The organism is Nostoc sp. C052, from assembly GCF_013393905.1.
Classification (GTDB): domain Bacteria; phylum Cyanobacteriota; class Cyanobacteriia; order Cyanobacteriales; family Nostocaceae; genus Nostoc.
Genome location: NZ_CP040279.1, coordinates 66852 through 89376, shown reverse-complemented (window position 1 = coordinate 89376; position 22525 = coordinate 66852). Strand labels below are relative to the sequence as shown.

At 43.8% G+C, this 22525-nt stretch carries 28 protein-coding genes and 22 tRNA genes; 33 read left to right on the top strand and 17 right to left on the bottom strand.

The window, feature by feature from the left end; all coding sequences use genetic code 11:
• Position 1 precedes the first annotated feature (1 nt).
• From FD723_RS41695 to FD723_RS41590, 22 genes are all read left to right on the top strand, one after another.
• Positions 2 to 72: transfer RNA gene (locus FD723_RS41695), tRNA-Trp, on the top strand.
• A 127-nt stretch (positions 73 to 199) separates the two neighbouring features.
• Positions 200 to 276: transfer RNA gene (locus FD723_RS41690), tRNA-Glu, on the top strand.
• A 7-nt stretch (positions 277 to 283) separates the two neighbouring features.
• Positions 284 to 364, top strand: a tRNA-Tyr gene (locus tag FD723_RS41685).
• A 4-nt stretch (positions 365 to 368) separates the two neighbouring features.
• Positions 369 to 456: transfer RNA gene (locus FD723_RS41680), tRNA-Ser, on the top strand.
• A gap of 6 nt (positions 457 to 462) precedes the next feature.
• Positions 463 to 536: transfer RNA gene (locus tag FD723_RS41675), tRNA-Arg, on the top strand.
• Between the two features lie 6 nt (positions 537 to 542).
• Positions 543 to 616: transfer RNA gene (locus FD723_RS41670), tRNA-Phe, on the top strand.
• Positions 617 to 625: 9 nt separating this feature from the next.
• A tRNA-Asn gene (locus FD723_RS41665) sits at positions 626 to 700 on the top strand.
• A gap of 5 nt (positions 701 to 705) precedes the next feature.
• A tRNA-Gln gene (locus FD723_RS41660) sits at positions 706 to 779 on the top strand.
• A gap of 9 nt (positions 780 to 788) precedes the next feature.
• Positions 789 to 866 (top strand) — tRNA-Leu (locus FD723_RS41655).
• A gap of 1 nt (position 867) precedes the next feature.
• Positions 868 to 944 (top strand) — tRNA-Pro (locus FD723_RS41650).
• Positions 945 to 947: 3 nt separating this feature from the next.
• Positions 948 to 1021: transfer RNA gene (locus FD723_RS41645), tRNA-Leu, on the top strand.
• Between the two features lie 7 nt (positions 1022 to 1028).
• Positions 1029 to 1103, top strand: a tRNA-Lys gene (locus tag FD723_RS41640).
• A gap of 6 nt (positions 1104 to 1109) precedes the next feature.
• Positions 1110 to 1184: transfer RNA gene (locus FD723_RS41635), tRNA-Lys, on the top strand.
• A 6-nt stretch (positions 1185 to 1190) separates the two neighbouring features.
• A tRNA-Leu gene (locus FD723_RS41630) sits at positions 1191 to 1264 on the top strand.
• Position 1265: 1 nt separating this feature from the next.
• Positions 1266 to 1343, top strand: a tRNA-Met gene (locus tag FD723_RS41625).
• Between the two features lie 3 nt (positions 1344 to 1346).
• Positions 1347 to 1420 (top strand) — tRNA-Thr (locus FD723_RS41620).
• 5 nt (positions 1421 to 1425) lie between these two features.
• Positions 1426 to 1496, top strand: a tRNA-Gly gene (locus FD723_RS41615).
• Positions 1497 to 1501: 5 nt separating this feature from the next.
• Positions 1502 to 1577: transfer RNA gene (locus FD723_RS41610), tRNA-Val, on the top strand.
• A 6-nt stretch (positions 1578 to 1583) separates the two neighbouring features.
• Positions 1584 to 1656: transfer RNA gene (locus tag FD723_RS41605), tRNA-Arg, on the top strand.
• Between the two features lie 5 nt (positions 1657 to 1661).
• Positions 1662 to 1735 (top strand) — tRNA-Ala (locus FD723_RS41600).
• A gap of 6 nt (positions 1736 to 1741) precedes the next feature.
• A tRNA-His gene (locus FD723_RS41595) sits at positions 1742 to 1815 on the top strand.
• Positions 1816 to 1823: 8 nt separating this feature from the next.
• Positions 1824 to 1906, top strand: a tRNA-Ser gene (locus tag FD723_RS41590).
• 271 nt (positions 1907 to 2177) lie between these two features.
• On the opposite strand, the gene FD723_RS41585 is transcribed toward FD723_RS41590, so the two are convergent.
• The 9 genes from FD723_RS41585 to FD723_RS41545 all read right to left on the bottom strand — a co-directional run bounded on the left by FD723_RS41585 (position 2178) and on the right by FD723_RS41545 (position 9684).
• Entirely contained in the window at positions 2178 to 2522 is a 345-nt protein-coding gene (locus FD723_RS41585) for a hypothetical protein (RefSeq protein WP_179071000.1), read from the bottom strand.
• A complete protein-coding gene (locus FD723_RS41580; protein WP_100904365.1) occupies positions 2519 to 3112 on the bottom strand; it encodes a ParA family protein in 594 nt (197 codons plus the stop codon). The genes FD723_RS41585 and FD723_RS41580 overlap by 4 nt, the downstream gene beginning before the upstream one ends.
• Before the next feature lie 211 nt (positions 3113 to 3323).
• Positions 3324 to 7172 (bottom strand): plasmid replication protein, CyRepA1 family, encoded by a 3849-nt coding sequence (locus FD723_RS41575; protein WP_179070999.1) that lies wholly within the window; start codon positions 7170 to 7172, stop codon positions 3324 to 3326.
• Entirely contained in the window at positions 7169 to 7501 is a 333-nt protein-coding gene (locus FD723_RS41570; protein WP_179070998.1) for a hypothetical protein, read from the bottom strand. Before FD723_RS41570 ends, FD723_RS41575 begins: the two co-directional genes overlap by 4 nt.
• 354 nt (positions 7502 to 7855) lie before the next feature.
• Positions 7856 to 8026: a hypothetical protein gene (locus FD723_RS41565; RefSeq protein WP_179070997.1), complete on the bottom strand. Its 171-nt coding sequence runs from the start codon at positions 8024 to 8026 to the stop codon at positions 7856 to 7858.
• A complete protein-coding gene (locus FD723_RS41560) occupies positions 8019 to 8678 on the bottom strand; it encodes a Uma2 family endonuclease (RefSeq protein WP_179070996.1) in 660 nt (219 codons plus the stop codon). The genes FD723_RS41565 and FD723_RS41560 overlap by 8 nt, the downstream gene beginning before the upstream one ends.
• A gap of 60 nt (positions 8679 to 8738) precedes the next feature.
• Entirely contained in the window at positions 8739 to 9047 is a 309-nt protein-coding gene (locus FD723_RS41555) for a hypothetical protein (protein WP_179070995.1), read from the bottom strand.
• Positions 9044 to 9502: a GIY-YIG nuclease family protein gene (locus FD723_RS41550; protein WP_179070994.1), complete on the bottom strand. Its 459-nt coding sequence runs from the start codon at positions 9500 to 9502 to the stop codon at positions 9044 to 9046. Before FD723_RS41550 ends, FD723_RS41555 begins: the two co-directional genes overlap by 4 nt.
• On the bottom strand, positions 9499 to 9684 hold the full coding sequence (locus FD723_RS41545; RefSeq protein WP_256874782.1) for a plasmid partition protein ParG: 186 nt from the start codon (positions 9682 to 9684) through the stop codon (positions 9499 to 9501). Before FD723_RS41545 ends, FD723_RS41550 begins: the two co-directional genes overlap by 4 nt.
• Before the next feature lie 273 nt (positions 9685 to 9957).
• Here FD723_RS41545 and FD723_RS41540 point away from each other — a divergent pair, with 273 nt between their 5' ends.
• The 8 genes from FD723_RS41540 to FD723_RS41505 all read left to right on the top strand — a co-directional run bounded on the left by FD723_RS41540 (position 9958) and on the right by FD723_RS41505 (position 15222).
• Positions 9958 to 10326, top strand: coding sequence for a hypothetical protein (locus tag FD723_RS41540; protein WP_069068061.1), 369 nt, complete (start codon positions 9958 to 9960; stop codon positions 10324 to 10326).
• A gap of 3 nt (positions 10327 to 10329) precedes the next feature.
• The gene (locus FD723_RS41535; RefSeq protein WP_179070993.1) at positions 10330 to 10974 is read left to right on the top strand and encodes a hypothetical protein; all 645 of its coding nucleotides are present in this window, start codon (positions 10330 to 10332) and stop codon (positions 10972 to 10974) included.
• 67 nt (positions 10975 to 11041) lie between these two features.
• Positions 11042 to 11278: a hypothetical protein gene (locus FD723_RS41530; protein WP_242059342.1), complete on the top strand. Its 237-nt coding sequence runs from the start codon at positions 11042 to 11044 to the stop codon at positions 11276 to 11278.
• Positions 11279 to 11388: 110 nt separating this feature from the next.
• A complete protein-coding gene (locus tag FD723_RS41525; RefSeq protein ID WP_179070992.1) occupies positions 11389 to 11598 on the top strand; it encodes a hypothetical protein in 210 nt (69 codons plus the stop codon).
• Positions 11599 to 11684: 86 nt separating this feature from the next.
• Complete coding sequence (locus FD723_RS41520; protein ID WP_179070991.1) at positions 11685 to 11873, top strand: hypothetical protein; 189 nt, start codon at positions 11685 to 11687, stop codon at positions 11871 to 11873.
• A complete protein-coding gene (locus FD723_RS41515) occupies positions 11866 to 12540 on the top strand; it encodes a hypothetical protein (RefSeq protein ID WP_179070990.1) in 675 nt (224 codons plus the stop codon). The genes FD723_RS41520 and FD723_RS41515 overlap by 8 nt, the downstream gene beginning before the upstream one ends.
• Positions 12537 to 14708 carry a hypothetical protein gene (locus FD723_RS41510; RefSeq protein WP_179070989.1) on the top strand — a complete coding sequence of 724 codons (2172 nt, stop codon included), beginning with the start codon at positions 12537 to 12539 and terminating at the stop codon, positions 14706 to 14708. The genes FD723_RS41515 and FD723_RS41510 overlap by 4 nt, the downstream gene beginning before the upstream one ends.
• 4 nt (positions 14709 to 14712) lie before the next feature.
• Entirely contained in the window at positions 14713 to 15222 is a 510-nt protein-coding gene (locus FD723_RS41505) for a GIY-YIG nuclease family protein (RefSeq protein ID WP_256875462.1), read from the top strand.
• Between the two features lie 72 nt (positions 15223 to 15294).
• Here the strand turns inward: FD723_RS41505 and FD723_RS41500 are convergent, their stop codons facing one another.
• Together FD723_RS41500 and FD723_RS41495 are read right to left on the bottom strand one after the other, a co-directional pair.
• On the bottom strand, positions 15295 to 15645 hold the full coding sequence (locus FD723_RS41500) for a hypothetical protein (protein ID WP_179070988.1): 351 nt from the start codon (positions 15643 to 15645) through the stop codon (positions 15295 to 15297).
• Positions 15646 to 15820: 175 nt separating this feature from the next.
• Entirely contained in the window at positions 15821 to 15982 is a 162-nt protein-coding gene (locus FD723_RS41495; RefSeq protein WP_179070987.1) for a hypothetical protein, read from the bottom strand.
• Between the two features lie 190 nt (positions 15983 to 16172).
• Between FD723_RS41495 and FD723_RS41490 the strand changes: the two genes are divergently transcribed.
• From FD723_RS41490 to FD723_RS43830, 3 genes are all read left to right on the top strand, one after another.
• A complete protein-coding gene (locus tag FD723_RS41490) occupies positions 16173 to 18023 on the top strand; it encodes a protelomerase family protein (protein ID WP_179070986.1) in 1851 nt (616 codons plus the stop codon).
• A 215-nt stretch (positions 18024 to 18238) separates the two neighbouring features.
• On the top strand, positions 18239 to 18604 hold the full coding sequence (locus FD723_RS41485; protein ID WP_179070985.1) for a hypothetical protein: 366 nt from the start codon (positions 18239 to 18241) through the stop codon (positions 18602 to 18604).
• 6 nt (positions 18605 to 18610) lie between these two features.
• Complete coding sequence (locus FD723_RS43830) at positions 18611 to 18745, top strand: hypothetical protein (protein ID WP_256875461.1); 135 nt, start codon at positions 18611 to 18613, stop codon at positions 18743 to 18745.
• 174 nt (positions 18746 to 18919) lie between these two features.
• On the opposite strand, the gene FD723_RS41480 is transcribed toward FD723_RS43830, so the two are convergent.
• The 6 genes from FD723_RS41480 to FD723_RS43825 all read right to left on the bottom strand — a co-directional run bounded on the left by FD723_RS41480 (position 18920) and on the right by FD723_RS43825 (position 22482).
• Positions 18920 to 19126 (bottom strand): hypothetical protein, encoded by a 207-nt coding sequence (locus tag FD723_RS41480; protein WP_179070984.1) that lies wholly within the window; start codon positions 19124 to 19126, stop codon positions 18920 to 18922.
• A gap of 251 nt (positions 19127 to 19377) precedes the next feature.
• Complete coding sequence (locus FD723_RS41475; protein WP_179070983.1) at positions 19378 to 19881, bottom strand: GNAT family N-acetyltransferase; 504 nt, start codon at positions 19879 to 19881, stop codon at positions 19378 to 19380.
• Positions 19882 to 20088: 207 nt separating this feature from the next.
• Positions 20089 to 21471 carry an FAD-binding oxidoreductase gene (locus tag FD723_RS41470; RefSeq protein WP_179070982.1) on the bottom strand — a complete coding sequence of 461 codons (1383 nt, stop codon included), beginning with the start codon at positions 21469 to 21471 and terminating at the stop codon, positions 20089 to 20091.
• The gene (locus FD723_RS41465; protein ID WP_179070981.1) at positions 21468 to 21713 is read right to left on the bottom strand and encodes a hypothetical protein; all 246 of its coding nucleotides are present in this window, start codon (positions 21711 to 21713) and stop codon (positions 21468 to 21470) included. Before FD723_RS41465 ends, FD723_RS41470 begins: the two co-directional genes overlap by 4 nt.
• Positions 21714 to 22152: 439 nt before the next feature.
• A complete protein-coding gene (locus FD723_RS41460) occupies positions 22153 to 22338 on the bottom strand; it encodes a hypothetical protein (RefSeq protein ID WP_179070980.1) in 186 nt (61 codons plus the stop codon).
• 12 nt (positions 22339 to 22350) lie between these two features.
• Positions 22351 to 22482 carry a hypothetical protein gene (locus FD723_RS43825; protein WP_256875460.1) on the bottom strand — a complete coding sequence of 44 codons (132 nt, stop codon included), beginning with the start codon at positions 22480 to 22482 and terminating at the stop codon, positions 22351 to 22353.
• Between the last annotated feature and the right edge of the window lie 43 nt (positions 22483 to 22525).

The following is a 22525-nucleotide window of genomic DNA, read 5'->3' as shown; positions in this document are numbered from 1 at the left end:
TGCACAGATGGTGTAATGGCAACACCACAGTCTCCAAAACTGTTGTTCTGGGTTCAAGTCCTAGTCTGTGCGTTGCCGTGTCCTGACCGAAAAAGCTTACATACTCGCCTAATGGTAAGGCAACTGTCTCTAAAACAGTCTATGCAGGTTCAATTCCTGTGTGTGAATCAACAGCTTTTTCAACTTACATGGCATACATGGTGCAGAAGCGAAGTGGCCGAGCGGCACGTCTTTCAAGCGTGTAATTAGCGGGTTCAAGTCCCGTCTGCACTACCAAATTCATGGGTCGGCTCGCCTACTGGTGTGGGCAACGGTCTGTAAAACCGCCGCGTTTGCGTTGCTGGTTCAATTCCAGCCCGTCCCATTCTGGAGAGATTGCTATCGGCAGGGCAAGCTGTTTGCTAAACAGTTGTGAGATTCATCATCTCACTGTGGGTTCAACTCCCTCTCTCTCCGCCTTATGAGAACGTGGTGTAACTGGATAACACATCAGTCTACGAAACTGAAAAGTGAAGGTTCAAGTCCTTCCGTTCTCGCCTTACCCCCTGGTAGCTCAGTTGGTAGTAGCGCCTGTCTGAAGAACAGGAGGTCATCCGTTCAATCCGGATCTGGGGGACTGGCACATTGCCCCATAGCTCAATGGCAGAGCGACGCGCTGTTAACGCGGGGGTTGTAGGTTCAAATCCTACTGGGGCAGCCATTTATTGGGAAGTAGGCAAACAGGCAAAGCCGTCGCACTTTGAATGCGAAGTTTGAGGGTTCGATTCCTTCCTTCCCAGCTTATATATACTCCTGTAGCCCAATTGGAAGAGGTGGCTGTCTCAAAAACAGTCTATGTACGGGTTCAACTCCCGTCAGGAGTACCAACGGGATGTGGCGCAACTTGGTAGCGCGGCAGCTTTGGGAGCTGAAGGTTGTAGGTTCAAATCCTACCATCCCGACCATTTGCCCTTGTGACGAAACTGGCAAACGTGCTGGTCTTAGAAACCAGATTTTGTGGGTTCGACTCCCACCAAGGGTACTAAATTGGGTCGTTGGCAGAGCGGGTATGCAGCCGCCTTTTAAGCGGATTCATCCAGGTTCAACCCCTGGGCGACCCACCAACTCTTGGGCGTTTGGCAGAACGGTTATGCTCCTGACTCTTAATCAGGCTGACACAGGTTCGACCCCTGTAGCGCCCACCAAAACTTACCCCTGTAACCCAAGTGGAAGAGGTGCCAAACTTAAAATTTGGAAGTTGCTGGTTCAAATCCAGTCAGGGGTATCGCGGAGATAGAGCTATGGTGCGCTCTGGGGTCTCATAAGCCTTCACATACCGGGTTCAAATCCCGGCTCCGCTACCAAATGCTGGTGTAGCTCAACATGGCAGAGCAACTGTCTTGTAAACAGTAGGTTGTAGGTTCAACTCCTATCATCAGCTTCAATGCGATTGTGGTGTAATGGCAGCATCAGAGTCTTCCAAACTCACGGTACGAGTTCGAGTCTCGTCAATCGCTCTTTTAGCCCTGTAACTCAGTTGGGAGAGTGCCTCTCTTACAAAGAGGAAGTCGTAGGTTCAATCCCTGCCAGGGCTACCAATTTATGGGAGTGTTGCCTAATGGATAAGGCATCGATCTTCTAAATCGAGCAATGTAGGTTCGACCCCTACCACTCCTGCTCATGGGTTCGTAGCTCTAATTGGGAGAGCGCCTGTTTTGCACACAGGAGGGTGTGAGTTCAAGCCTCACCGAATCCACTCTTGGTGTCTGAAGCCAAAGCGGTCACGGCGCTGGTTTGTGGAACCAGTCATAACGGGTTCAAGTCCCGCCAGACACCCCTTATATGGAAGATGCTGCTCAAGGGAGGGCAACTAGTCTTGAAAACTAGAGCAGGGTAATACCTGGGGGTTCAATTCCTCCATCTTCCGCCTTCCACCTGAAGCCGAAAAGTGAGGCGCTGTGCTGATAACACAGATATAGGAGGGGCAGTACCTCCCAGATGGATTTTTCAATAAGGATTTTGAGAAGCAGTGCAAGCCATACATAGACGCGCAGTGGCTTGCTTGCCAACAAGCATCGCCACATTCAGCTTTTACTGGACTGCGTAGTTTACCGCCGTAGGCATCGCCTTGAAGTCAGATAGTCAAAAACTCAAATATCTAAAAATTTAACTTTTCAAGTTTTTGAATATCTGAAATTTCAGGTACGCAAATTTAGCCATTGCTCTAGCAAATCTTGAACAAGTTCGCTAAACTCCCGCTTTTCGCCATTCTGACTGGACTTTAACAGTTCAATTTTGACTGCTGTGTGAGTATTTCTTTTAATGTAAGCAGTTACCTGCTCATAGTCAGGGTCAGAGCGTTTGGCTTTGGGTCGTCCCCGTTTTGGCGGTTCGGTTTGCAATTGGGCAACTGACTTGAGTTCTACCTTTTCAGGTTGTTGAACTTCTGGCAATTGAATTTCTGTTTCCTGGCTTTGATTTTCTGGCTCCGGTTCAGGTTCACGACCCTTTGCTGCATCCAAAATACCTTTGAATTTGCTCACTTCATCACCTCCTGACCGATGCTTTGATAATCTCGCCAAGCAATTTTGGCGCGTGGGTCAGAAATTTTGTTAACTGGTACACCAGCTAACGCAGCTTTTTGAAAGGCAACTGCATCACGGACACTACCCTTAAATAGAGGTAATCCAGCCTCAGTTAACATTGCCCTTGCTTCTTCTCCATCTCGCCGGGGTTTAGGTGGAACGCGAGTAATAAGGATGCGAAATTTATCAGCACCTAACGAATTGAGAGTAGTAACAGTCTGCATCAGGGCATCAAGTGATAAAGCATCCGGGGTAGTGGGAAGCACAAGTAAATCACATCCTTCCACAAGTGCTTCTAAATCTTCCTGTTCCGGTCTTGCTTGGGTGTCAATGATAATGTGCTGGTAATTCTTCGCATACTTTGCAGCTTGCCGCTCATCAATCACTTTGAAGGGCAGAGCGCCACGTTTTGACCAACCGCTAGCAGAACGGTTTGGGTCGCCGTCAATAAGAAGTGTCTCGCCAAAGGCTTGTAAGTAAGTAGCTAAATGAACTGCTGTTGTGGTTTTCCCCACCCCTCCCTTGAAGGATGCAACTGTGATAATCATGGTGATATCTCAAATATTGAGTTTTTCAAATGCTGAAAACTTGAATTGTTAAATCTCTAAGTTTTTGCGTACTCAAAAACTTAACCATCTGCGAATGTTATTACTGTACCAGCTATGCTCAGGCTTTTAAATACTTACATTTTAAACTTTTGAATATTTGAGTACGCAAAAATCCAAAAACCTGTAAACAGTGCATTATTCTGATTCAATTTTAATTGGCTAGCAATAGTTGATTTAAAGGTATTGAGCATTCTTGCTTGTCGCCCCAGCATTTCCGAGCGATCGCTATTCCCCCTCTAACAGCTTTCAAAACATAGCTTCGGAAGTGGGAACCAAAACCCGTTTCCTTAATTTCAGCTTGTGTAGCGATCGCCTGCTGTGCCAATTCCTCTAAAGACAATTGCTGCTGATATTCATGATGAAGTTGCCACAGATGCGATCGCTGGTTTTCTGAGAGTAGGGGCCAAACTTCATTAATTTCGGCTTGGCTCACCGCAACTTCTCCCCAGTTAGAAATTTTTAGTAGTTTTTCAATTACCGCTTCTGTGGATTCCTGATGATTTTCAACTGGTAACTCAACCGAGATGCTTGCTCTGGGCGTAGCCATCGCCTGATTTCCTGAGTTATGAGTGATGACTATTGACTCAACTTCTTCTGTTAGGGTCTGTGTTTTTTGCTCTGCGTACTGTTCTTGTAATGTGGTCAGCGTATTAATTTCGGTTTCTGCAAGTGCTGACAATTGGCAATTGGGAATTGTTGCTTGTACTTGTGCCTCTAGTTTTGCTTTGGCGGCTTTTTCTCTGGCTAGGATATCGCGCTCTACCCATGCCGTGAAAACTTCTTCTCGGCGATCGCTAACGGGAACAGCGCGACCATCGACAAAAACCAGATTCCCCTCATCATCTTTTTGGAAGTCTGGCGCGGCGACACCGTAAATCCAGACTTGGTTGCCTCGTGTTCCCTCTCGCCGCAATCGGGGGAATTTATACCCAGTAAGAGACGCTAGTTTTTGACAGACTTGCATGGGAGTATTTAGCTTTGCAAACATATTACTCTTAGCGCCAAGAATTAAGCTCAAATCGGACTGATGAGTTTTTGCTTTCTCAAATACTGCTTGTGCTAATGGGTGATTGTTGCTCAATCCGTCCGTTTCTCGAAGCTCTTTGTACCCAATCCAGTCTAAAGCATCAATTTTTTTGCCAATAAAGCTTTTATTAGTATCGGGAATGAAATAATCTCCACCGCCATTTTTTAAAGCGGTAGACATGACGTTTATTTCTCTATCCGGTAGAAATTCCCTACCCACGCCAAGGTAGTAATCTAGTCGAATTATAGAATACCAGTTTTTATCATCTTTCTCTACTAATTCGGGAGTAACGGTCACGTTATAACGCCTTTCAATCTCACCTTTTCTGTGTTTTAACTGTTCGGACTCAGTTTTGCAATTCTGTTTATCTAGTTTCAAAAACTGTTCATCTGTAATGCTTTCAGATGTGGTGACGTTTTCACAGTGTCCCGCATATTCTGATTTGCAGTTTTTGTAAATTTCTTGCTTAGTAGTCTCTACTTCTGCGGGTTCGGGTAACTCATCTGCGCCCACTTCACAGATGATATGTCCCTCAGATTTCAAATCACTAATAATTTGCGATTCATAGCTATTCATCCCATCATTGATGATTGCCCCTAACTTCGCCCAAGTATTAATGCAAATGCTCTCAAAATTGCCTTCTATCGATTCCTCAAATCCCAAATCAACGAGCTTTTTAATATTGGCTTTATTCTTGATGTACTCACCTGCTAGTAATGCCTTGACACTATTGGAGCCATTGCCTACCCTATTGATGCCTACTGGATTAAGCCAGATGTAACGAGGGACTGGAGGGCGGTAACGTGATAAATGCTGTCTGACACCATCGGTAGTTTGTACGCCTTGAAAAATCCCAAAAACATAATCAAAATGCTTTTCTTCAATTGATACCCCAGTCTCAATGGTCGAGGTAGTTAGAACGAGGTCATAGTTTTTAATTACCTCATTCAAATCATCTGTACAGCCAAAAGCCGGATGACCAAGAGTAGTTGTACTTTTAGAATCAATTCGTAAAATTCTCAGGTGTGGCAGCAGTTTTTTATAGTACGCCTCCAAATTGCGAGAACCCCATTTAGAACTAGCCCGTTGTCCAGACAAAGCAACAAAACACTTATCCCCATTCTCTAGTTTTTGGGTAAGGATTTTTACTAATTGTGCTGGATTATTACCCTGTACTAAATTTACCTGCCAAGGCTCTACAAACTGAAATGTATTTTCCACGAGAAAAGTGTCAATCTCTTGCCCAATTAGTCCTTTGATAAAGTCAATACCAATATCGTTTAAGTCAGCATCGGCAATGAATATTTTCCCACCATAATTAATAACATTTTGTAGCAGGCGTTTGAAATTTTTGATGATGGCTACGCGATCGCTCTGACAAGTCGAACTGCTCAACAAATGCCAGATTAGCTGCATGATTTCATCCAAAATCAACCAGCACCCTTTCCACTCATCAGGGTTAAATTTGGCTTGGCTTTTTGGATGTAAGCTATCAATTACTAACCCCATTCCGAAATGTGAGCCTTGCTCAGTCTGCTTCACTTCGGTAATGAAAGGTAATCCCAGTTTTTTTACAAGCTGGGTTGCCAGTTGCACCCGATGGGTAATTACTAACACTCTCCTCTCACCAGCGCGAATTATCGGGTCAGTTAGCCACTGAAGCAAGTGAGTTTTACCTGTGTTCTTTGGCGATTTCAAGCCTATTAGCTGCTTACCCAAAGGAATAGCCAACTCACCCAAGTAACGCTGATTGAAGTTCAAATCTGGGGTGTATGTGAGCCGCCTTAGTTGCTTGGTGTTCCACTCATCTAATTTCAAAGCATCGCAGTAAATAGTATCAAATTGGTCGCGGCCGTAAGCAGCTAGTACATCATCAATCCCTTTGCCTAATGCCAAATGCCACCCCATTACTCGGACTTCACAGCCACGCAAAGATAAAAGCTTGGCAGTTTTAGCGATCGCACCATTCACGCTTCTAACCGTGGTGCGCTTCACATCGGCATCGAAACAGAAATAAATTCGCCTGCCTGATTGAGCATAAGCGGCTAACTGTGGGATTAGGTACGGTGCGCCGTTATTTTCGCCATATTCATCCTTTGGTTGGCGACGGCCTCCCCATACTCCGGGTATACCAATGGCGACATAACCACAAGATAGGATTGCAGCTGCTTTTTTAGCACCCTCGCAGATGATAATGGGAATTTGGGTATTCTCTCTCACCCATCGCCAAAAATCACCAAAAGGTAAACTTTGGTAATTTTCTGGTAGTGCCACATCGTAGCGGCGGCTAATTAATTCCCAAATCCGAGCGGGAACCCGTAAGGCAAAAATTTCTGTGTCAACTTTGGGGGGATGCTCATACTTAATTGCCTTGCTGTTACCCTCATCTATTCTTGGCGTGTTGGGCTTGAAGCATCCCCAATCGGAATCTTCACCAGTGATAATATTTATTCCGCTACACCACCAACCACCATTAGAGAGGTGAGCATATCGCCGCATATCCCCATCGCGTAGCCGCCCATCGTTGCGGCGGCTGATTTTATCGGAGTAGAGGAGATAATCAAAAGCGGCATTCCCTGACAGCGATTTGAAGTTAAGTGCCGCTATCTCACTGTCAATCCCACTCTCACCCCACTCTTGCCAGTGGCTTGCTTCAAAATCTTCTCTGGCTGGCAAAGTATAAGGTGCGGATGGCTCTTTGAATCCTTGATAATTACCCAGTGCTTGAATTTCGCTATCATGGTGATGGCTACGCCCAGAGCAGGCATCGCCTTGCGCCATGTCATTTTGGTTGTCGGCTACAACAACTTGATGGACTTTTCCATCTCTGGACTCAAGTCTTGAGACTTCATGCAAAGCCCAAGAGGTACTTCTGAGCTTACCTCGCTTGTTGAATTTTCTAAAAACCTGCCTTAGTTCTTGATTTAGTGATTTTTGGGGTGAGGCTATCTTGCCGAATCCTTTGTGATTCATACTGCCACCCCTCCAACCTTGGCTTCAATTTGGAGAAGTACGGCGGCCACCTGACCACTAAACCAGCCAAGCTTTACTAATCGCTGTAAGTAAAAGGACTCCTCTAAGTTGAGGTTAGGCGATCGCAGTAACTCATCCGGGTCGGGGCATGGTCTTAGAGCAACGTCACAGCAACCCGCTTTTAAATATTTGGTGCTAGTTCGGCGATCGCTTATATGGTTTGATAATTCCGAAATTCGAGATTCTTGATTGTTGGGGAAAGTTTGCGTTAGAATATTAGGCTTTTCATTCGCAAACCCCTGTCTGTCAAAAGTGAGGGGTTTATTCATTGGGTTGTCCTTTGTTGGTTTGGACAGCCCCTTAACTTTTAAATTTGCAGATTGTAGGGATTAGTCGGTAAGCTTGAAATAGTTATAAATTTAATTAGACTTGCTGGTTGCAGAGTCCGGGGGCTGAAACGTCTACTAAACGTTTCTTTGTGCGCTGCTTTTGCTTACCGTGGTGGATTGATTAATTTTTAATCCCTGCGATCGCACTCAAAAAGCTGAGGGCTGTGTAGCTAGCATTTTTTTTGCTAGTTATTTTGTGAACTCTAGATGAATTAAGCTAAGATTTTATATCTTTTGTGTAGTCCTCAAAAATACAAACTATTGGTAAGGGGATCGCATACTTTGGAAATCTCTTCATATACCAGTACCGCCATTGCGTAGCTTGCCGCCGTAGGCATCGCTAAGTATCCGTAAAACTTCTTCTAAAAGTACTGTCTGACTGGACAAGGTTCTATTTGTGGTCGCCTCAAATCGCTCAACTCTACGATAGATTAGAGCGATCGCGGCGCTATCTGTTTCACTCATTGTCCGCTTTTAGCCCCTGTTCAAATTCATCAACAGCCTGAATTGAATCTGAAATTGTAATGCATTGCTCTAGCAAGGAAATGTCTAACCCTGGCAGTATTTCGCTTGCTGCCCTAAGCTCATAGCCATAAGTATCAGGGTAAATAGTGGCAAGCTCAGTCTGGGAATTGTCCCGTAGGTGGTATAGCTTAAACTGGTTTCTCTCCCAGAACCAAACTTCTGCAACTCCTAATCTTCGGTAGATTTCCAATTTATGTATGTTGCCACTGGTGAGAACTACTTCTATGGCTAAGTCCGGTACACTTTTCTCTTCACCTATGCAGTAACATTCGTCTGGTTCGGCACCTGCTTTTTTTGCTTTGTTTCTAAAAGTAGAACTTCCCATAGGTACAAAACGAATGCGTTTGCTGTAAAAGAAACGCTCTAACAGCATTCCTAAATTCGTTTTGATTTTTTCATGCCTGATTGATGGCGACACTATCTCTAATATTCCATCTAAATAAGTAACACGGTAATGAGAGTTGTTTTCTAGTTTGACTAGTAGCGCTTCATAGCTTTCCCAACTTACGCCACTGCTGATAAACCTTTCCTCTGGGTCTGAGGTATGACCCAATTCTGGCTCATCAATTAGTTCTTTAAGACTGCTGACCATTGTCAATTCTCCCGTTTTATCTTTTGGCGAAACCGAATAGCTCACCGTAGGCATCGCATCTCAAGGTAAACGCCCAACTAACTGAACTAAGATTGCTTCTAAGCTTGCCAATGCAGCATTTGTAGTCCGTTGATGCTCCTCAAAGTTACGTTGGTGCTGTTCAAAATTACGTTGATGCTGTTCAAAATTGTGTTGTAAATTTTCTGTACTTTCCCGTAATTCCAAAACCACACCGTCCAGCACAGCACTACGAGCTAAAACACTGGTGGCAGTTTCGATAAATGAGTCTAGTTGTTGCTGAGTATTAGCTTGCTGTCTGGCTAGATTCTCAATCAGCTGTCTTGTGTCCTCTGGCTGTGCGTGGGTCATGCTGATTTCTCCTGTTTATCTTTATCCTGTACTGCTTTAGCGAGTAGAGTAGCTACAAGATTGGTAGCACTTCTATTTTCTTCTTTTGCCCATTCTTCAATTTTTTTAAGAGTGGTGTCGTCTGAGAAATAAACAGTCAATCTATCGCTGGCATCGGGATTATTTGTTCCGTTGAGCTTTGGTTTGAAATAGTTAATTAAAGCTGTTTCTATCTGTCCTAATAGTTGCGTATCGCTACACTCAAGCCATGCAATACGGGTTTTATCTCCCATTTTGGTGAACTGTTTGCGTCTATTGTGCGCTTTCAACCTTTGAGTAAGGTTCTTAGTCTTGCCAATATAAGCAATCTCATCTTCACTAAAGACAAAGTAAATAGCTTGATAGCTGGGCAATTGTAAATAATTGTCTAATGGCAGTGATGGTAATTCAAAAGGGTTGATGGTTTTTACATTCATGCCGCTCCTTTGCCTCTATCAGTTTTAGATGAGTGGGCTTCGTTTTCTGTTACCCAAGTTTCTACTAACTCAAGCAAAACCTCATTCATGCTTACACCTTTGAGAGCGCAGATTGACTTGAATCTAGCCCTCATAGATTCAGGTAGAAACATTTTGTAAGTTACTTGTTTTTCTTCAGTCACAACAGATTTACCACATTTACATACCTTTGATTATCCCCTTAAGGATAAATCAAGTCATTAGGGCAAATGGGTGTATTGCGTTATTAACGTGGTTAGGGTTATAATAGCATCTAAGGCAATCGATCAACAACAAGCCACTAATTAGCGTCCTACGAGTACCCCAGCGACTTACACAGTAAGGGGTTTAGCGATTAGGAGCGACATTGTGATGTGTACTTATTCTGATTGCTAGCTAGTTACTATCTGATTCACATTGATTACTGTAGTAAACCCATGAAACCTAGACGGAGCAAACATTCTACAGACATAGACTCATTCCTTGATTTCCCATCTACCAAGACATATTTAGCTGAGGTCTTGGGTGTTAGCCGCTCGACTTTGGTCACTTGGGAGAATTTAGCCTTCTGGAGAATCCCCAGTTTCAGAGATGCCTACCCCAAAAAAGCCGATAACACTCATGATCGCGAGTCGCCCTTGTCGCCCTATCAAGCATGGGTTTTGGGGAGAGTAGGGCGATTAATGGCTCAACTCCGACGCAGCGATCGCGTCAAAGGCTATATCGCCAAAAACCCGAATGATTTTTCTAGATACCGCTATCAGCAAGCATTCCAGCAAATCCAAAAAATCCAAAAGGGAGCGTAAATCATGGCAACACGGAAGAGAACCACAGCACCAACAGCAGACACAGTAAGCATTCATGATGCTTGCTTAAGATATATGACCACGGAACAGAGCTTGAGACTGGCTTTAAGCCATGTTCGCCCTGATGATTTCGACACTGTAAAGGCAGTTTCGGAATTAGATTTAGAAGCGATCGCCTCATACTTTCAGCCAGAATTACCAACTGTGGCTAGCACCTCAGAGTTACCTGAAAATTCACAAAATTTAACACAGCAAACATCTGAGCCAGCTACAGAACAGCCACAAAATGCCCTATCCCTACAAGGGCAACAGCAACATCTAACAGCCCCTACCCCCGGCTCAAGCCCTAACGCCCAAATGACGCTGATTGAACAGCTAACTAGGCAGGCATCAGAAGAAATTGCAGCAGTAGACGCTATAGCCCAAGTTAAGAACCAACTGATTCTAAATAACTTGGCTGTGCGAGATACGGAACTAACAGAGAGTATCAATCAGCACTGGCAACACCAAAAGCAAGGATATTTGGGAGCGATTAGAGATTTGGCTGGACAAGCAATGCAAAAGCCAGAAGTTACCCCAGATGAAACTGACCTGACCCAAGAAATTGAAGGCATCATCACCGAACTGGGAAAAAAGCTAATCGCGTGAGAGCGATCAACATCCTGTTATCTCCCCTCGACTTTGTTAACTGGTTATTAGAAAGAGTACTAACGCCATGACTTTTACAATTTCCGGCATTGAATCAGAGGTAAATATGAGCGGTAATTCCTTACCAGAGCTAGTTGCTCAAGCTCAGGAATTACTTGGGCAAATTCGCCAGCATCCACAGTTTAAAGGCTTGCGTTTTGATTGTGATGTAGCTCTTGGTGACGTTAAGCAATATTTCAACTACTTGGAATCGGCTGCTAATGCTGAGTTAGAAGTATCTCGGTTTGAAGGTTTTACAGAATGATTTTCGGTGGCAATACAAAGCAATCGCTGTCTCGGACAAAGTAAGCGCTCGCCTGTGAATAGCAAATGGAATGCAGTCTCCGCCGATGAAAACTACAGAAAAATTATCTCATGAATACAGAACAAATCAAAGCAATTCTGAAAGGTTGTTCAGCATCCTTACAAGTAGTTTTGAGCGATGCTAACTATCAGAAAATCCAACAGCATGAATATTTTTCAACTAACAATGATTTGATGTTAGGCGACGCAGTTCAAGCACTAAATGAGGTGTTAGCGGCTATTGATGATGTTGAATATCTAGCTCTCACAAAGCTCAACTAATTTGCTAAAAAATATCAAAGCCATGACGCATATTCAGATAAGTTCGCTGATTGGCTTTTTTAAGTTTGCAATTTCTTATTAGCAATATGGACGAACTAAATAGTCAAATTGAGAATGCAAAGACGGATGAGAAAGAGCTAAAAAAAGTCCTGAAGAAATATGACTTAGATGAGGAATTAGCACTTGAGTTTAGCGAAATAGACAAGGCATTTAGGCAATTAGAAATTAAGTACCAATCCCTACTAAACACTAGAAAATTTTTGAACAATGGCTAAAATCGACACTACAAAAGCAGCGGCTCAAGCTGTAGCAGAAAAGCTGGCAAGAGGTAAAGTCAACTCACCATCTAGCACTAACTCCGTATCTGCCACACCTACCACATCTACCGCCATTCCTATAGATAGCCGTATTCCTGGATTGTTGACCGTCACGCCGGATTTAATACCGGGAATGATGCCACCATTCCAGCCCAATCAATACCATATTTCAGATCCGTTAAATCCAAACGATACTCTCCCACAAGCAACTCAAAGCCAGCTAGATAAAGGTATGAAAATCTATGAAGGTTCTACACGAGCATTGAAACTTACGGGGGCAGCGCTCGACCTGACACGCGAGAAATTTACTGTTATTGGTAAGCACTCAAAGGCTTTTGGTGCTGGCATTCAAGCAGCTACTGAAATTGAGAAAGTTAAGGGGAATTATTTGGATTACCTTAATCAAAAAGAAGTAACTACCCAAAAATCAGTTGTTTTAGATGTCAACCAAGTGAAGACGGTTGCCGATACAAGCATTTCCGTTCATAGCAAAGACGAACTAAATCAAAAACTGTTGCAAGCCTCCATTAAAGCTGAGGAATCACGGCTAAAAACTGTTGAGTCTCAAGGGAAATTATCAAGCTTTAAGGCACAGTTAGGCGATTATATAGAGGTGAAGCAATGAAAGCAATACACGGGTTAGGACTTGGTGTATTTGGCTTCTGTACTGGCTTGGCATTTGCTTCTGGAGGGTTTACCAACGATACAGCCAAACTAATCTCTATGCTTGGTATAGGGGCGTTGCCAGCAAGTTTTATTACTTATCTAGTCGCGGATACTAAATCACAAAGACTATTAACCCATGCCGAAAGTAAGAATGAACAAGCAGGTCAAACGCTGCATAAAATCATCAGGGATTTTGAAAGGAGCAAGTCAAGGTTAGCCACTGTTACTAGCCAGCTAGAATCTTTGAAAGATGAACTTAAAGAAGCGAGAAATACCATCAACTCGTTAGGTCATAACAAACTAGAAAGCACAGCTCTCATTGCTCAACTGCAAGCCAAGTTAAATCAATTATCTACACAGACTCAAAAAGATACCCAGCGTATTGAATATCTGGAAAGTGAGACTGAGCAATGGGAATTGAACTTTAAAACTCAAGTAGAAGCGGAGGCTAACAAACGCTTTCAACTTGCCAAGTCACAGGAATTAGAAAAGATTTATCATGAACACGATTCTATTACCTCTGAAGCTATGCAGCTATTCAGAAGGTTGCAAAACTGGGGTGAGAAGGTAGCGCATGGTCATCAAAGTAAAGCCGAGATTATCAAAAGTTTGGCAAGTAGCTACAACGAAAATTTAGATGAGGTTGGGGAAGCGATCGCCAATGAGCGCCAAAACTATATAGAGCAAATCGAGCTACTAAACGAGCGCGTAGGTCAGCTACAGCAACAATTGGCAGGTGATTTAATAGAACCCGTGTATGGTGACTTTGGCTTTGATATCAACGGGAAAATCGCCAACGAAATAGCGCGTACTTTGTTTACTGATATCAGGTTGGCTTTGAGCGTTAAAGGCTTTCAGGTGAAGCCTGACGGCGTTGTAGACATTGGTTATGGCTATTCCCGGTCTGTGCATACCTTAGCCATTGCAGAAGCAATCAGCAAGCATTCTGACACGCTGGCTAAAAAGCTGGGACTATTCAAAATAACAAGCGTTCGCAAGCTGGAAATAACCGATTGTATTGTGGTCAGCTACCGTATGGGGCCAGCCATCAAAGCAGATGAAATTAAGTTGATGGTTGGGACTCCTGACGAATTTATCAACTATGTAGTCAGTCACCCAATCCGCTATCGGCTGATTGCAGATCCGGGCGTTGGTAAAACCCCAACCACTGCGGTAATGATTAGCGAAATCCTGAAAGCTGGTTGTACTCGTGGCAATACTGGCAAGGGTGAGAAAGTTCCTAATACTCTGGTTACAGTGTCTTATCCTGGTGCTGTTGCTTCACTCAAAGATAGCAACTATCCTTTGGAGCATTTCCTTAAATATGGCGATACCACAGCCGCGATTAAATCCTTTGATGATTGCCTAGACGACGGAAATTTTCGAGTTCAAAACCCCACATTCGCTGCTAACTTCTTTCAAATTTGGGCATGGGATGAATTAGATAACACGCTGAATTCTTGCAGTGAGCCATACAAGGCAGGGGAAAACCTTAAGAAGATTTTAAAACAGTTTGGTCACAATAACATCGGTTGGATTGTGTCGGGTCAATCAGTGATGACCAAACAAATCCCAGGTTTTACCAATGATGATCGGTCACTTTTTACCGAAATCATCATTGGCATTTCCAAAATTAGACATTACCTAAATACCTACGGAAAGGGCAAAAACAGCGAGTCTAACCTAGCTAAGTTGACTCGCAATTTAGACGCTATCGAAGAATACATCGAACATAAGAATGAGTTAGTTACCGATGATGCGAGATTATTAAGAGTAGCCTTAGTAGTAGATTCTCGTTCACCTAAGCTTTATTTTTTACCTAATCTCGATAAAGTTAGTTTCAACTATTCATTGATAGAAGAGACAAAGCGACTGGCAAGAGTTGCAAAGTCCCCTGACACGGGTTACACGAGATTGACACACGATACCTTAAACCCAAGCATAGCAAGCACTGACACGGTGATGTCTGCCGCGTCATTTTCCACTATAGGGGGTAGCCGCCAAAGTGACACAAAGCCTTATTGTCCCCACTGTGGTCACGCAAATTTAACCGTAAGAAAGGATAAAAGATATTACTGTTTGAACTGCAAAAAAATAACAGTTTCTAATAAAATAATTTGGAAATAAATATATGAAATTGGATGATATTACGACAATTATCTATCAGCCTAAAAATGACCATGAGCCGGGATTTATCTATTTAATGGAAGCAGAGGGCTATCACGGGCTAATTCCTGGTTATTACCTCCGTCGTTGCAAAATTGGGTTATCTCGTAATCCCGAAGCTCGACTTGATAACTTTCATAGGAATCAACCACCTTGTAACGTGAAAATCCTCAAGACTATTTATGTAGAGGATATGGCAGATGTAGAGGGTGAATTACATCAACAATTTAGCCAATGCAATGTTGAGTTAATCAAAAGTCAAGAGTGGTTTGATTTTAATCCAGTGCAATTTATGATGGTTAACTGGGAATTTGAGAAGCGATCGCTACACATCTTTAGTATTAGTGACTTGCCAATTAAGCTAATCATTTTCAGCATGATCGGGGTTTTGTCCCTTGGGGCGATCGCTGGAACTAAGTTAGGTTTTTCTCATAAGCCAGACAGCCAACTTAATCAAGCAAGATGCAAAACATAAAACCAAAATTTAAGGGGAGCTTTGGAATCTCCCCATTAACAAGTAATAAATATGCAACTAGGTGATTAAATCTTAGTGATGAAGACGAGCTTGGCGCTCACGTAATTCACGAGCTTTTTGTTCACGAGCTTGGCGTTCACGTAATTCACGAGCTTTTTGTTCACGAGCTTGGCGTTCACGTAATTCACGAGCTTTTTGTTCACGAACTTGGCGTTCACGTAATTCACGAGCTTTTTGTTCACGAACTTGCTGTTCATGCAATTGACGCTCACGAATTAGTTTAGCGTTATTTAAAGCAATAGTATTACTATTTAAATGATCATGGTTAAAATTCACAACACTGGCATTAGCATTTTGGGAAAGAGCAGCAATTGAAACAGATGCTAATAAGCCACCAAGAAGAATAGATTTTAAGCGGTTCATATATCCTTTGTGCCTCGTATTACTTCATTTGAATATTCTCAATATATTCGGAATAATCAAAAACATACATATACTAAACGTCACTGCTTAAACATGACTTTAGTCACTAAGCATATTTTTGAGTTAACCCCTAGTAAGCAAAAATTAAGGGAGGTTGTTAGCCTCCCTTTGGGTTTTAGAACGGTGTGCTACCAGTCTCGTTCACCTTGGCGAGATACCCTCTCCAGTAGTCTCCATCCTGGCTTTTAGGTGGTAATCCAATCGCCGCGTCGAATTCTCCATCAAAGTAGTCGTCTTTTGCTTGGGATTGTTGAGGTTTAGCAATTGTGAGTAACATGAGATCACCTTTATTTTTAAGCTGCGGGTTAGTAGCCCGCTTTTTCTGTGGTTTGTTCAACCTGTTATTAGCCTAGCTTAACCTGTTAACTAATGTCAATAACCTGTTAAAAATGTTTCACAAGTTATTGACATCAGCTAACTTGTTAGTTAAATTAGTAACAGCTTAAAAATAAAAGGGATTCGGTCAGATGTCTAAAGCAGTTCAGGAGCAAGTAGAGAAACTCTTTGAAGCGGTCAAGGATTTACAAAGCCTTGAGGAAATCAAGCCACACTGCGAAGCTTTTAACGAGTTTATTAACACTAAAACCAGCTACAGCATTAAAAGCTTAGGCACTGTGTTGAGTCGGGCTGGCTTCTATAAAAAATTTAAGTTACTGCCATTAGAGCAAGGTAAAAACGCCGCTTCTGTACCCAAGCATGATGCACAAGGCAACGTTACAGGAAACGAGTTAAAGCATTATGTTTTGCTGTTGTGTGGTCTGGATAAGAAGGATTGGGAGGAGCGTAACGAAACTACACGGGTAAGCGATCGCCTTGACAATGGTCAAGAAATCAGCCCAGACGAATATTTAGAAGTAACAGGTAAGCTGCTAGAATCCCAAGACCTCCATGAGGTAGCAGTAGGGTTGATTGCTGCCACTGGCCGCCGTCCTCATGAAATTTTAGCCCGTGCCAAGTTTGCACCTGTGTCAGGTCAAAGCTATCAGGTTATGTTTACTGGTCAAGGTAAAAAACGGGGAGATAAGCCAGTGTTCCCCATCGCTACCCTTTACCCTGCTAGTTACGTCATCGAGCGCTTGAACTGGCTAAGAAAAGAACCAACAACTAAAACACTGTTGGCAGAGGTGGCTAACGAAAATCCTACAGACCTTTCAGCCCAAAACCGCGCCATTGATAGCCGCCGCAACGGTTCACTTAATCGGGTTGTGCGTGGGTACTTTGGGGACAAGGGAGATAAAGCACCGATTCTAAATTTCCGACATGGGGAAGAACAAGACAATTGCAAAGCATTACGAGCCGCATATTTAGCACTGGCTACCGAGCGCGATTGTACTGGGGCGATCGGTTCTAAAATGCTTCATGCTGCCAGGTTAGCCGGACACTTTGTTAAAGATGCTCCCACCGACCGAGATTTACAAAATCTTGTAACCACTTTGGGGTATGCCGACTATTACCTTACAAAGCCTGTAGGTTTCCCCGATGCTCCGTCAAAAGAAAAACTTTCAAACGTTCGGGTTAGTTCAAGAGATTTAGAAGCTATTCGCCACTTGCAAGAGGAGTTAAATTTACCCAACCAGCAATCAGCTATTACCTACTTGCTTGAGTCATTTAACAACCGATTGGACACTGCAAAGCAATTACAGTCAGCACACCAAAAATTAGCCCAATTAGAAACAGAGATTAAAGAGTTACGCCAAAGTAATAACCAGTTAGAAGACATCAATAACCAATTAGATATAGCCAACAAACAATTGACAGAGGAGAAAGCAGCAATGGAACCCACAGCACATCTTCCCCAAACAGTTACTCTAAATGTCACCGAATTAGATTCTTGGCTAGAACAGAAAGTTATTGAGGTGGTGAACAAGGTAACTCTTGGGCAAGCGATCACCCCCGCCGCCAAGTCTATCCCTGCCAAGGTTGCACCCATCAAAGAAGAGATTGACTGGCAAGCTAAGACTGATGCCGAGGTCTGGGGGAGCAAAGCAACCTTAGCAGCTGTAGAAAAAATCCGCAGGTCTTATCAGGCTATCTGTTTGTATAACGATACTGTGGCAACTGGGGAGGGCGATCGCCTCGCAATTACTAACCAAGCACTTAGAGATTTATCAGGCTGTAACGGGTTACTAGTACGCGATTGGATTGAAGCCCATAAGGATGAAGTGATTAGCCATAATGCTAAGTTCGGCATGGAGAATAAAAAAGATCCCAGTAACCCTGCTAGCTATGCCAACAAAGGCAAGGACACAGATAAAATCCTGTTGCTGATCAATGAAGAATTTCTAAGTGGGGAAGGCTTTAAGGCAGGGAGAAACTAAAACGGCGTTATTGGGCTGAATGCAATACTCTAGACGCTTTTAGGTGGATGTCGTTTAAGAACCATTTCCCGACATTCTAAAGCTGTCGGTAGACACGCCGATTATCCCAGCTTGTTTGCAAGCTCCTCTCAAAATCCTAGCGGCTGAGTCTTCGCTGATGGGTCATAAAGAGTTATGCCCTAAAATTTTTATTAGGCATAACTTCACTTACCGCCATGAGCGATCGCATAGAGGAAATCATAGAGAAGCTTCACCAACTAAAAGAAATCAGACAGCAGTTAGTCAATGAACCGATGTCAGTACCTGGGGCATGGATTCATCAATATGAGGTGCGTAAGCAGTACAAAAAAGATGGTGAGGTTTATTGGTATGTATACGCAAAATGGCAAGCTAACGAGCCAATTTTCAAGAGGAACCCAAAAGCTAGGCTAAAAGGAATTGTCAAACGCGGTAAGAACCCAGAGTATACCTGCCACCAACACATAGGCAGGGTAGGCAGTAGTACAGGGTTAGGCACTGATCCAGAAGTAACAGAAGCATATCAGGAGTGGGAAAATCGCAAGCAAATCACCAATGCCTAACGCCTAATGCCCATTACTCAAAAAATAGATTGGAGATTTTGGTATTTCGGTAATCATGGTCTGGTAGTCACGATGATTTTGCTAGTCACGATGGTTAATCTCTATTTATATAGAGAGCGCGACTACGGTATCAAAATCTGATACAAAATGCGATTGTTTTCAGTGGTGACTACCAAAGTTTGTATAAAAATTTTCATTAGTAACCAAGTGGAATAAAAGGATCGCGGGAATCGTGTAACTGTTTGGTAGGCGATCGCCTACGGCGGGCGGGTACGCCATTGCTAACCATAGATTTGCTCAAGCCAATTACTCAAGTTATTGCTGAAAATCTAATGGATAAGAATTGAGGTTAGGAATGGGAGCGATCGCCATCGGAAAGGGCGTGTACGCCATCGCAGGAGACGCGACAACGCCGCCATACCACGCCACCACGCCACAGCTACCATAGCGATCACCACCACAGCAAACAGAAGACGCGGGAGACGCGGCAACGCAGTTGCCAGTCAAGTCCACCAACGCCATAACAACCTGTTATTTATATGAAACTAGTTATTAAAAATGTCTAACCGGATAGATGCGGTAAGGTGCATAGTTGGCAGTCATGGGTTATGAGGTATTAAGTATTGGGAGTAGGGCATGGGGGCTTGGGAGAAGTTAGCAACCTCTTAATTTTGGCGATGGCAACGAGAACACCGCAGGCATCGCACTCTTGCGAGTAGGCGCGATCCCTTATCCCGGCTGAACCCCTAGTACACTCTGCTGTAACACAGTTGTTAGCTCCCGATGGCATCAGAAGCTAATAGAAGAATAAACCGAAAGTACCTAATGCCGTAGCGCATAGGCAACTCTAACTCTTGCTGAAAACCCAAGCCCCGATAAATGCGTTGTGCAGACTGCATCAGTTCACTTGTGAAAAGCCCGATTGAACTGGCCTTGTCGTTTTTTGCCCTGGCAATGCACTCTATGGTTAAGGCTTTAGCAATACCTTTACCTCGATGCTGGGGATGAACTGCTAACAACAGGAGCGAAGCCATATCAGGTTTGAAAATTGCTGCATCGCCTTTCCCGGCAGGACAGTAAGCAACCGAGCCGATGATGTCGTTGCCAGAACGATAAACCATGAACTCTGCCGCCTCTGCTCTTTCTGCAATGTTTCGCAGGTTCTTCTGCATAACTTTCCAAGAGCCGGGCTTAAGACACCATGCAAATTCCGCGTAGGCTGCGACATTCAGGTCAGCGATCACCTCGAAATCCTTACTTGTTGCGATGTCGATCATTTGTGCTGCGCTCCATGTTCTAGGTGGCTAACGTACCGTAGCGTAATACTCTGACATTCAGATTTTCTCCTGCTGACTGATTACTTGCATCTAACGGTACTTATCACTCGCTACTAGAAACCTATGCTTCACAACCGATCAACTCTCGGCGGTCGGTGTGCATGGTCTTTGATATGCATATCAAAGACCCATAAAAACAATGCTAACTTAGGGTTTGATGTTCTGGTTGAGATGGAAAATGTTCTCAGGATCGTACCGCTTCTTGATCTGTACCAAGCGATTGTAGTTAGATCCATAAGCCGCTACGACCCGATCACCCTCTTCTTCAGTTAGGAAGTTTACATAGGCACCAGCAGATGCATAGGTTGCAGAAGCTTGGAAAAACTCACGTGCCCACGCAATGCATTTCTCATCGTGCGCTGCATTATCCCATCGTCCATGCACATTAAGTACAAACTTCGCATCTCGATGATAATATGCCATAGCATCCGCCGAGACACGGTTGGATGCCCCAGCAATGAATCCGATGAAGATTTCGCACTGTGGTGAGGGTAACTTGCCCGCGAATTCTGCGATCGCATCTAATGCTCCATCCCGTAACTCTGTGAAATTATGAGATTTCCAGTAGTTCCTTGCACCTTTTGTTAGCAAGGGGTCAAATGCTTGCTGCCATTCCACGTAGGGCTGAACACCGATGTGTTCTCCATAAGCATTGCCAAAACTACGCAGAGGTTCGATCAGTTTCTCACCCTCTACAATATCGCCTACATAAAAGATAGGCAGTATAATGACCTCTTTACCATGCACACTCTCAGGAAGAAAAGGCAATGGCGGAGCCTTGCGAAGAACTACCCACACATTGAGTTCTTCAGGGGCTGACTTAACAAATTGCCGATACTTTGTCAGTACCTGTTTAGCTTGGCTAAACGGAAAAACAATTAACCCAGCCAATATTTCCGGCCCCACAGGATGGAGCTTGAATTCAAACTCAGTGACAACACCAAAATTACCGCCGCCACCTCGAATTGCCCAGAAAAGGTCAGCGTTTTCGTTTTCGCTTGTTCGTATCTGATTGCCGTCTGCTGTGATTAGTTCCGCAGAGACGAGATTATCGATCGTCAGTCCGTATTTACGAGTCAACCAACCAAAACCGCCACCTAGAGTAAGACCTGCGATACCCGTCGTTGAATTAATTCCTACTGGAGTTGCTAACCCATGTAGCTGTGCTGCTCGATCAAAATCCCCAAGTGTCGCACCAGGTTCGACATATGCCCGCCTTTTGGGAGCATCAATGCGGACATTCTTCATGGTTGAAAGATCGATCATTACGCCGTGATCGCACACTGCATTCCCCGCGATATTATGCCCAGCGCCTCTGATTGATATTTTCAGCCCATTCGCGCGCGCAAATTTGATGACATGGGAAACGTCCGAGGCTTCTGCACACTGGACAATGAGAGCAGGCCGGCGATCAATCATCGCATTCCAGATTTCGCGAACTTCGTCATAACGCGGATCGTCGGGAAGAATCGTATGCCCCTTCACATTGGTTTTCAGCTTTTCAATCATCTCATTCAGTAACGTTGTCATAATATTCCTCTCAACAAAGTTAATCGAAAAACTTGTGTGGATAATAACTTGGTAATCGCCCGATTGAAGTCGAGTCTAAGATAGACATCAATGACTTGCTCGACGATTTCTGATATTTGTTTAGAAATCTTCATGCCAAACCCATCGGTAAAGAACCCTAAATGCACCAGTGCAATTTCCGACGGTTGACAGGAAGCAATGCCAATAGAGGTATGAAGCGCGATCACTAATTTAGCTACCACTTTTCTACAAACGGACGAATGATGTGGTCAAACGACCAGGTTGAAGGATGCTGATGAGCAATATGAAATACCTCTGCCGCAATCGCTGCCGGATCGAGATCAAGGTGCAGCATTTGGGCATATTCAAAGGTGTACAGTGACTTTTTAATAGTCGCTGTGTAAAATTAATGTCATTGAAGACGTAAATCTTGCAATTTCTAGCTTTAAGTCCAGAAGTAGCACCGGGAGCTTACAAGTTATATCAACGCAAATATCTGCAAACCTAATGTGGGTAAAGTTTAACTCGATGGCACTAATTTGTCTCAACGGCATTTAATATGTCACTGTACATCCCCTAGTAACCGCGAGAATCATAGTTCTGATAAGTGATGCAGCAGAATACTGTCACGTCTTTGATTCTGACAACACCCCCGCCACTGACTGAACATCCTACTTTGGTCTATTTGGGGTCACTTTCGCCGGGGTCTGAGCCGACGATGAAGCGATGCCTACGGCGGTAAACTACGCTCATTGGACAAGACACGCGATGCCGATAACGACGTGGAAAGCGAAAGCATTGCGGTAGCGTTCGCGCAACGTCTCGTAGAGAGGTACGAGCGTCCGCAGGAGTGTCAGTCGCAGACATCACCTTTTTTAATCAAGCATTTGCGGGGAAAATTTGAGTTTTCAAAAGTGGTGTCAAAAGTGGAGAGGTGCGATCGCCCAGGAGGAAAATAGGAATTGGAGATTGGGTAGGGAGTGTGATCGCCAGAGATAAGCTAATAGTCATTCATTTTCCAGACTGACTCGCTCGTGGTAAGGGCTTCAGCCTT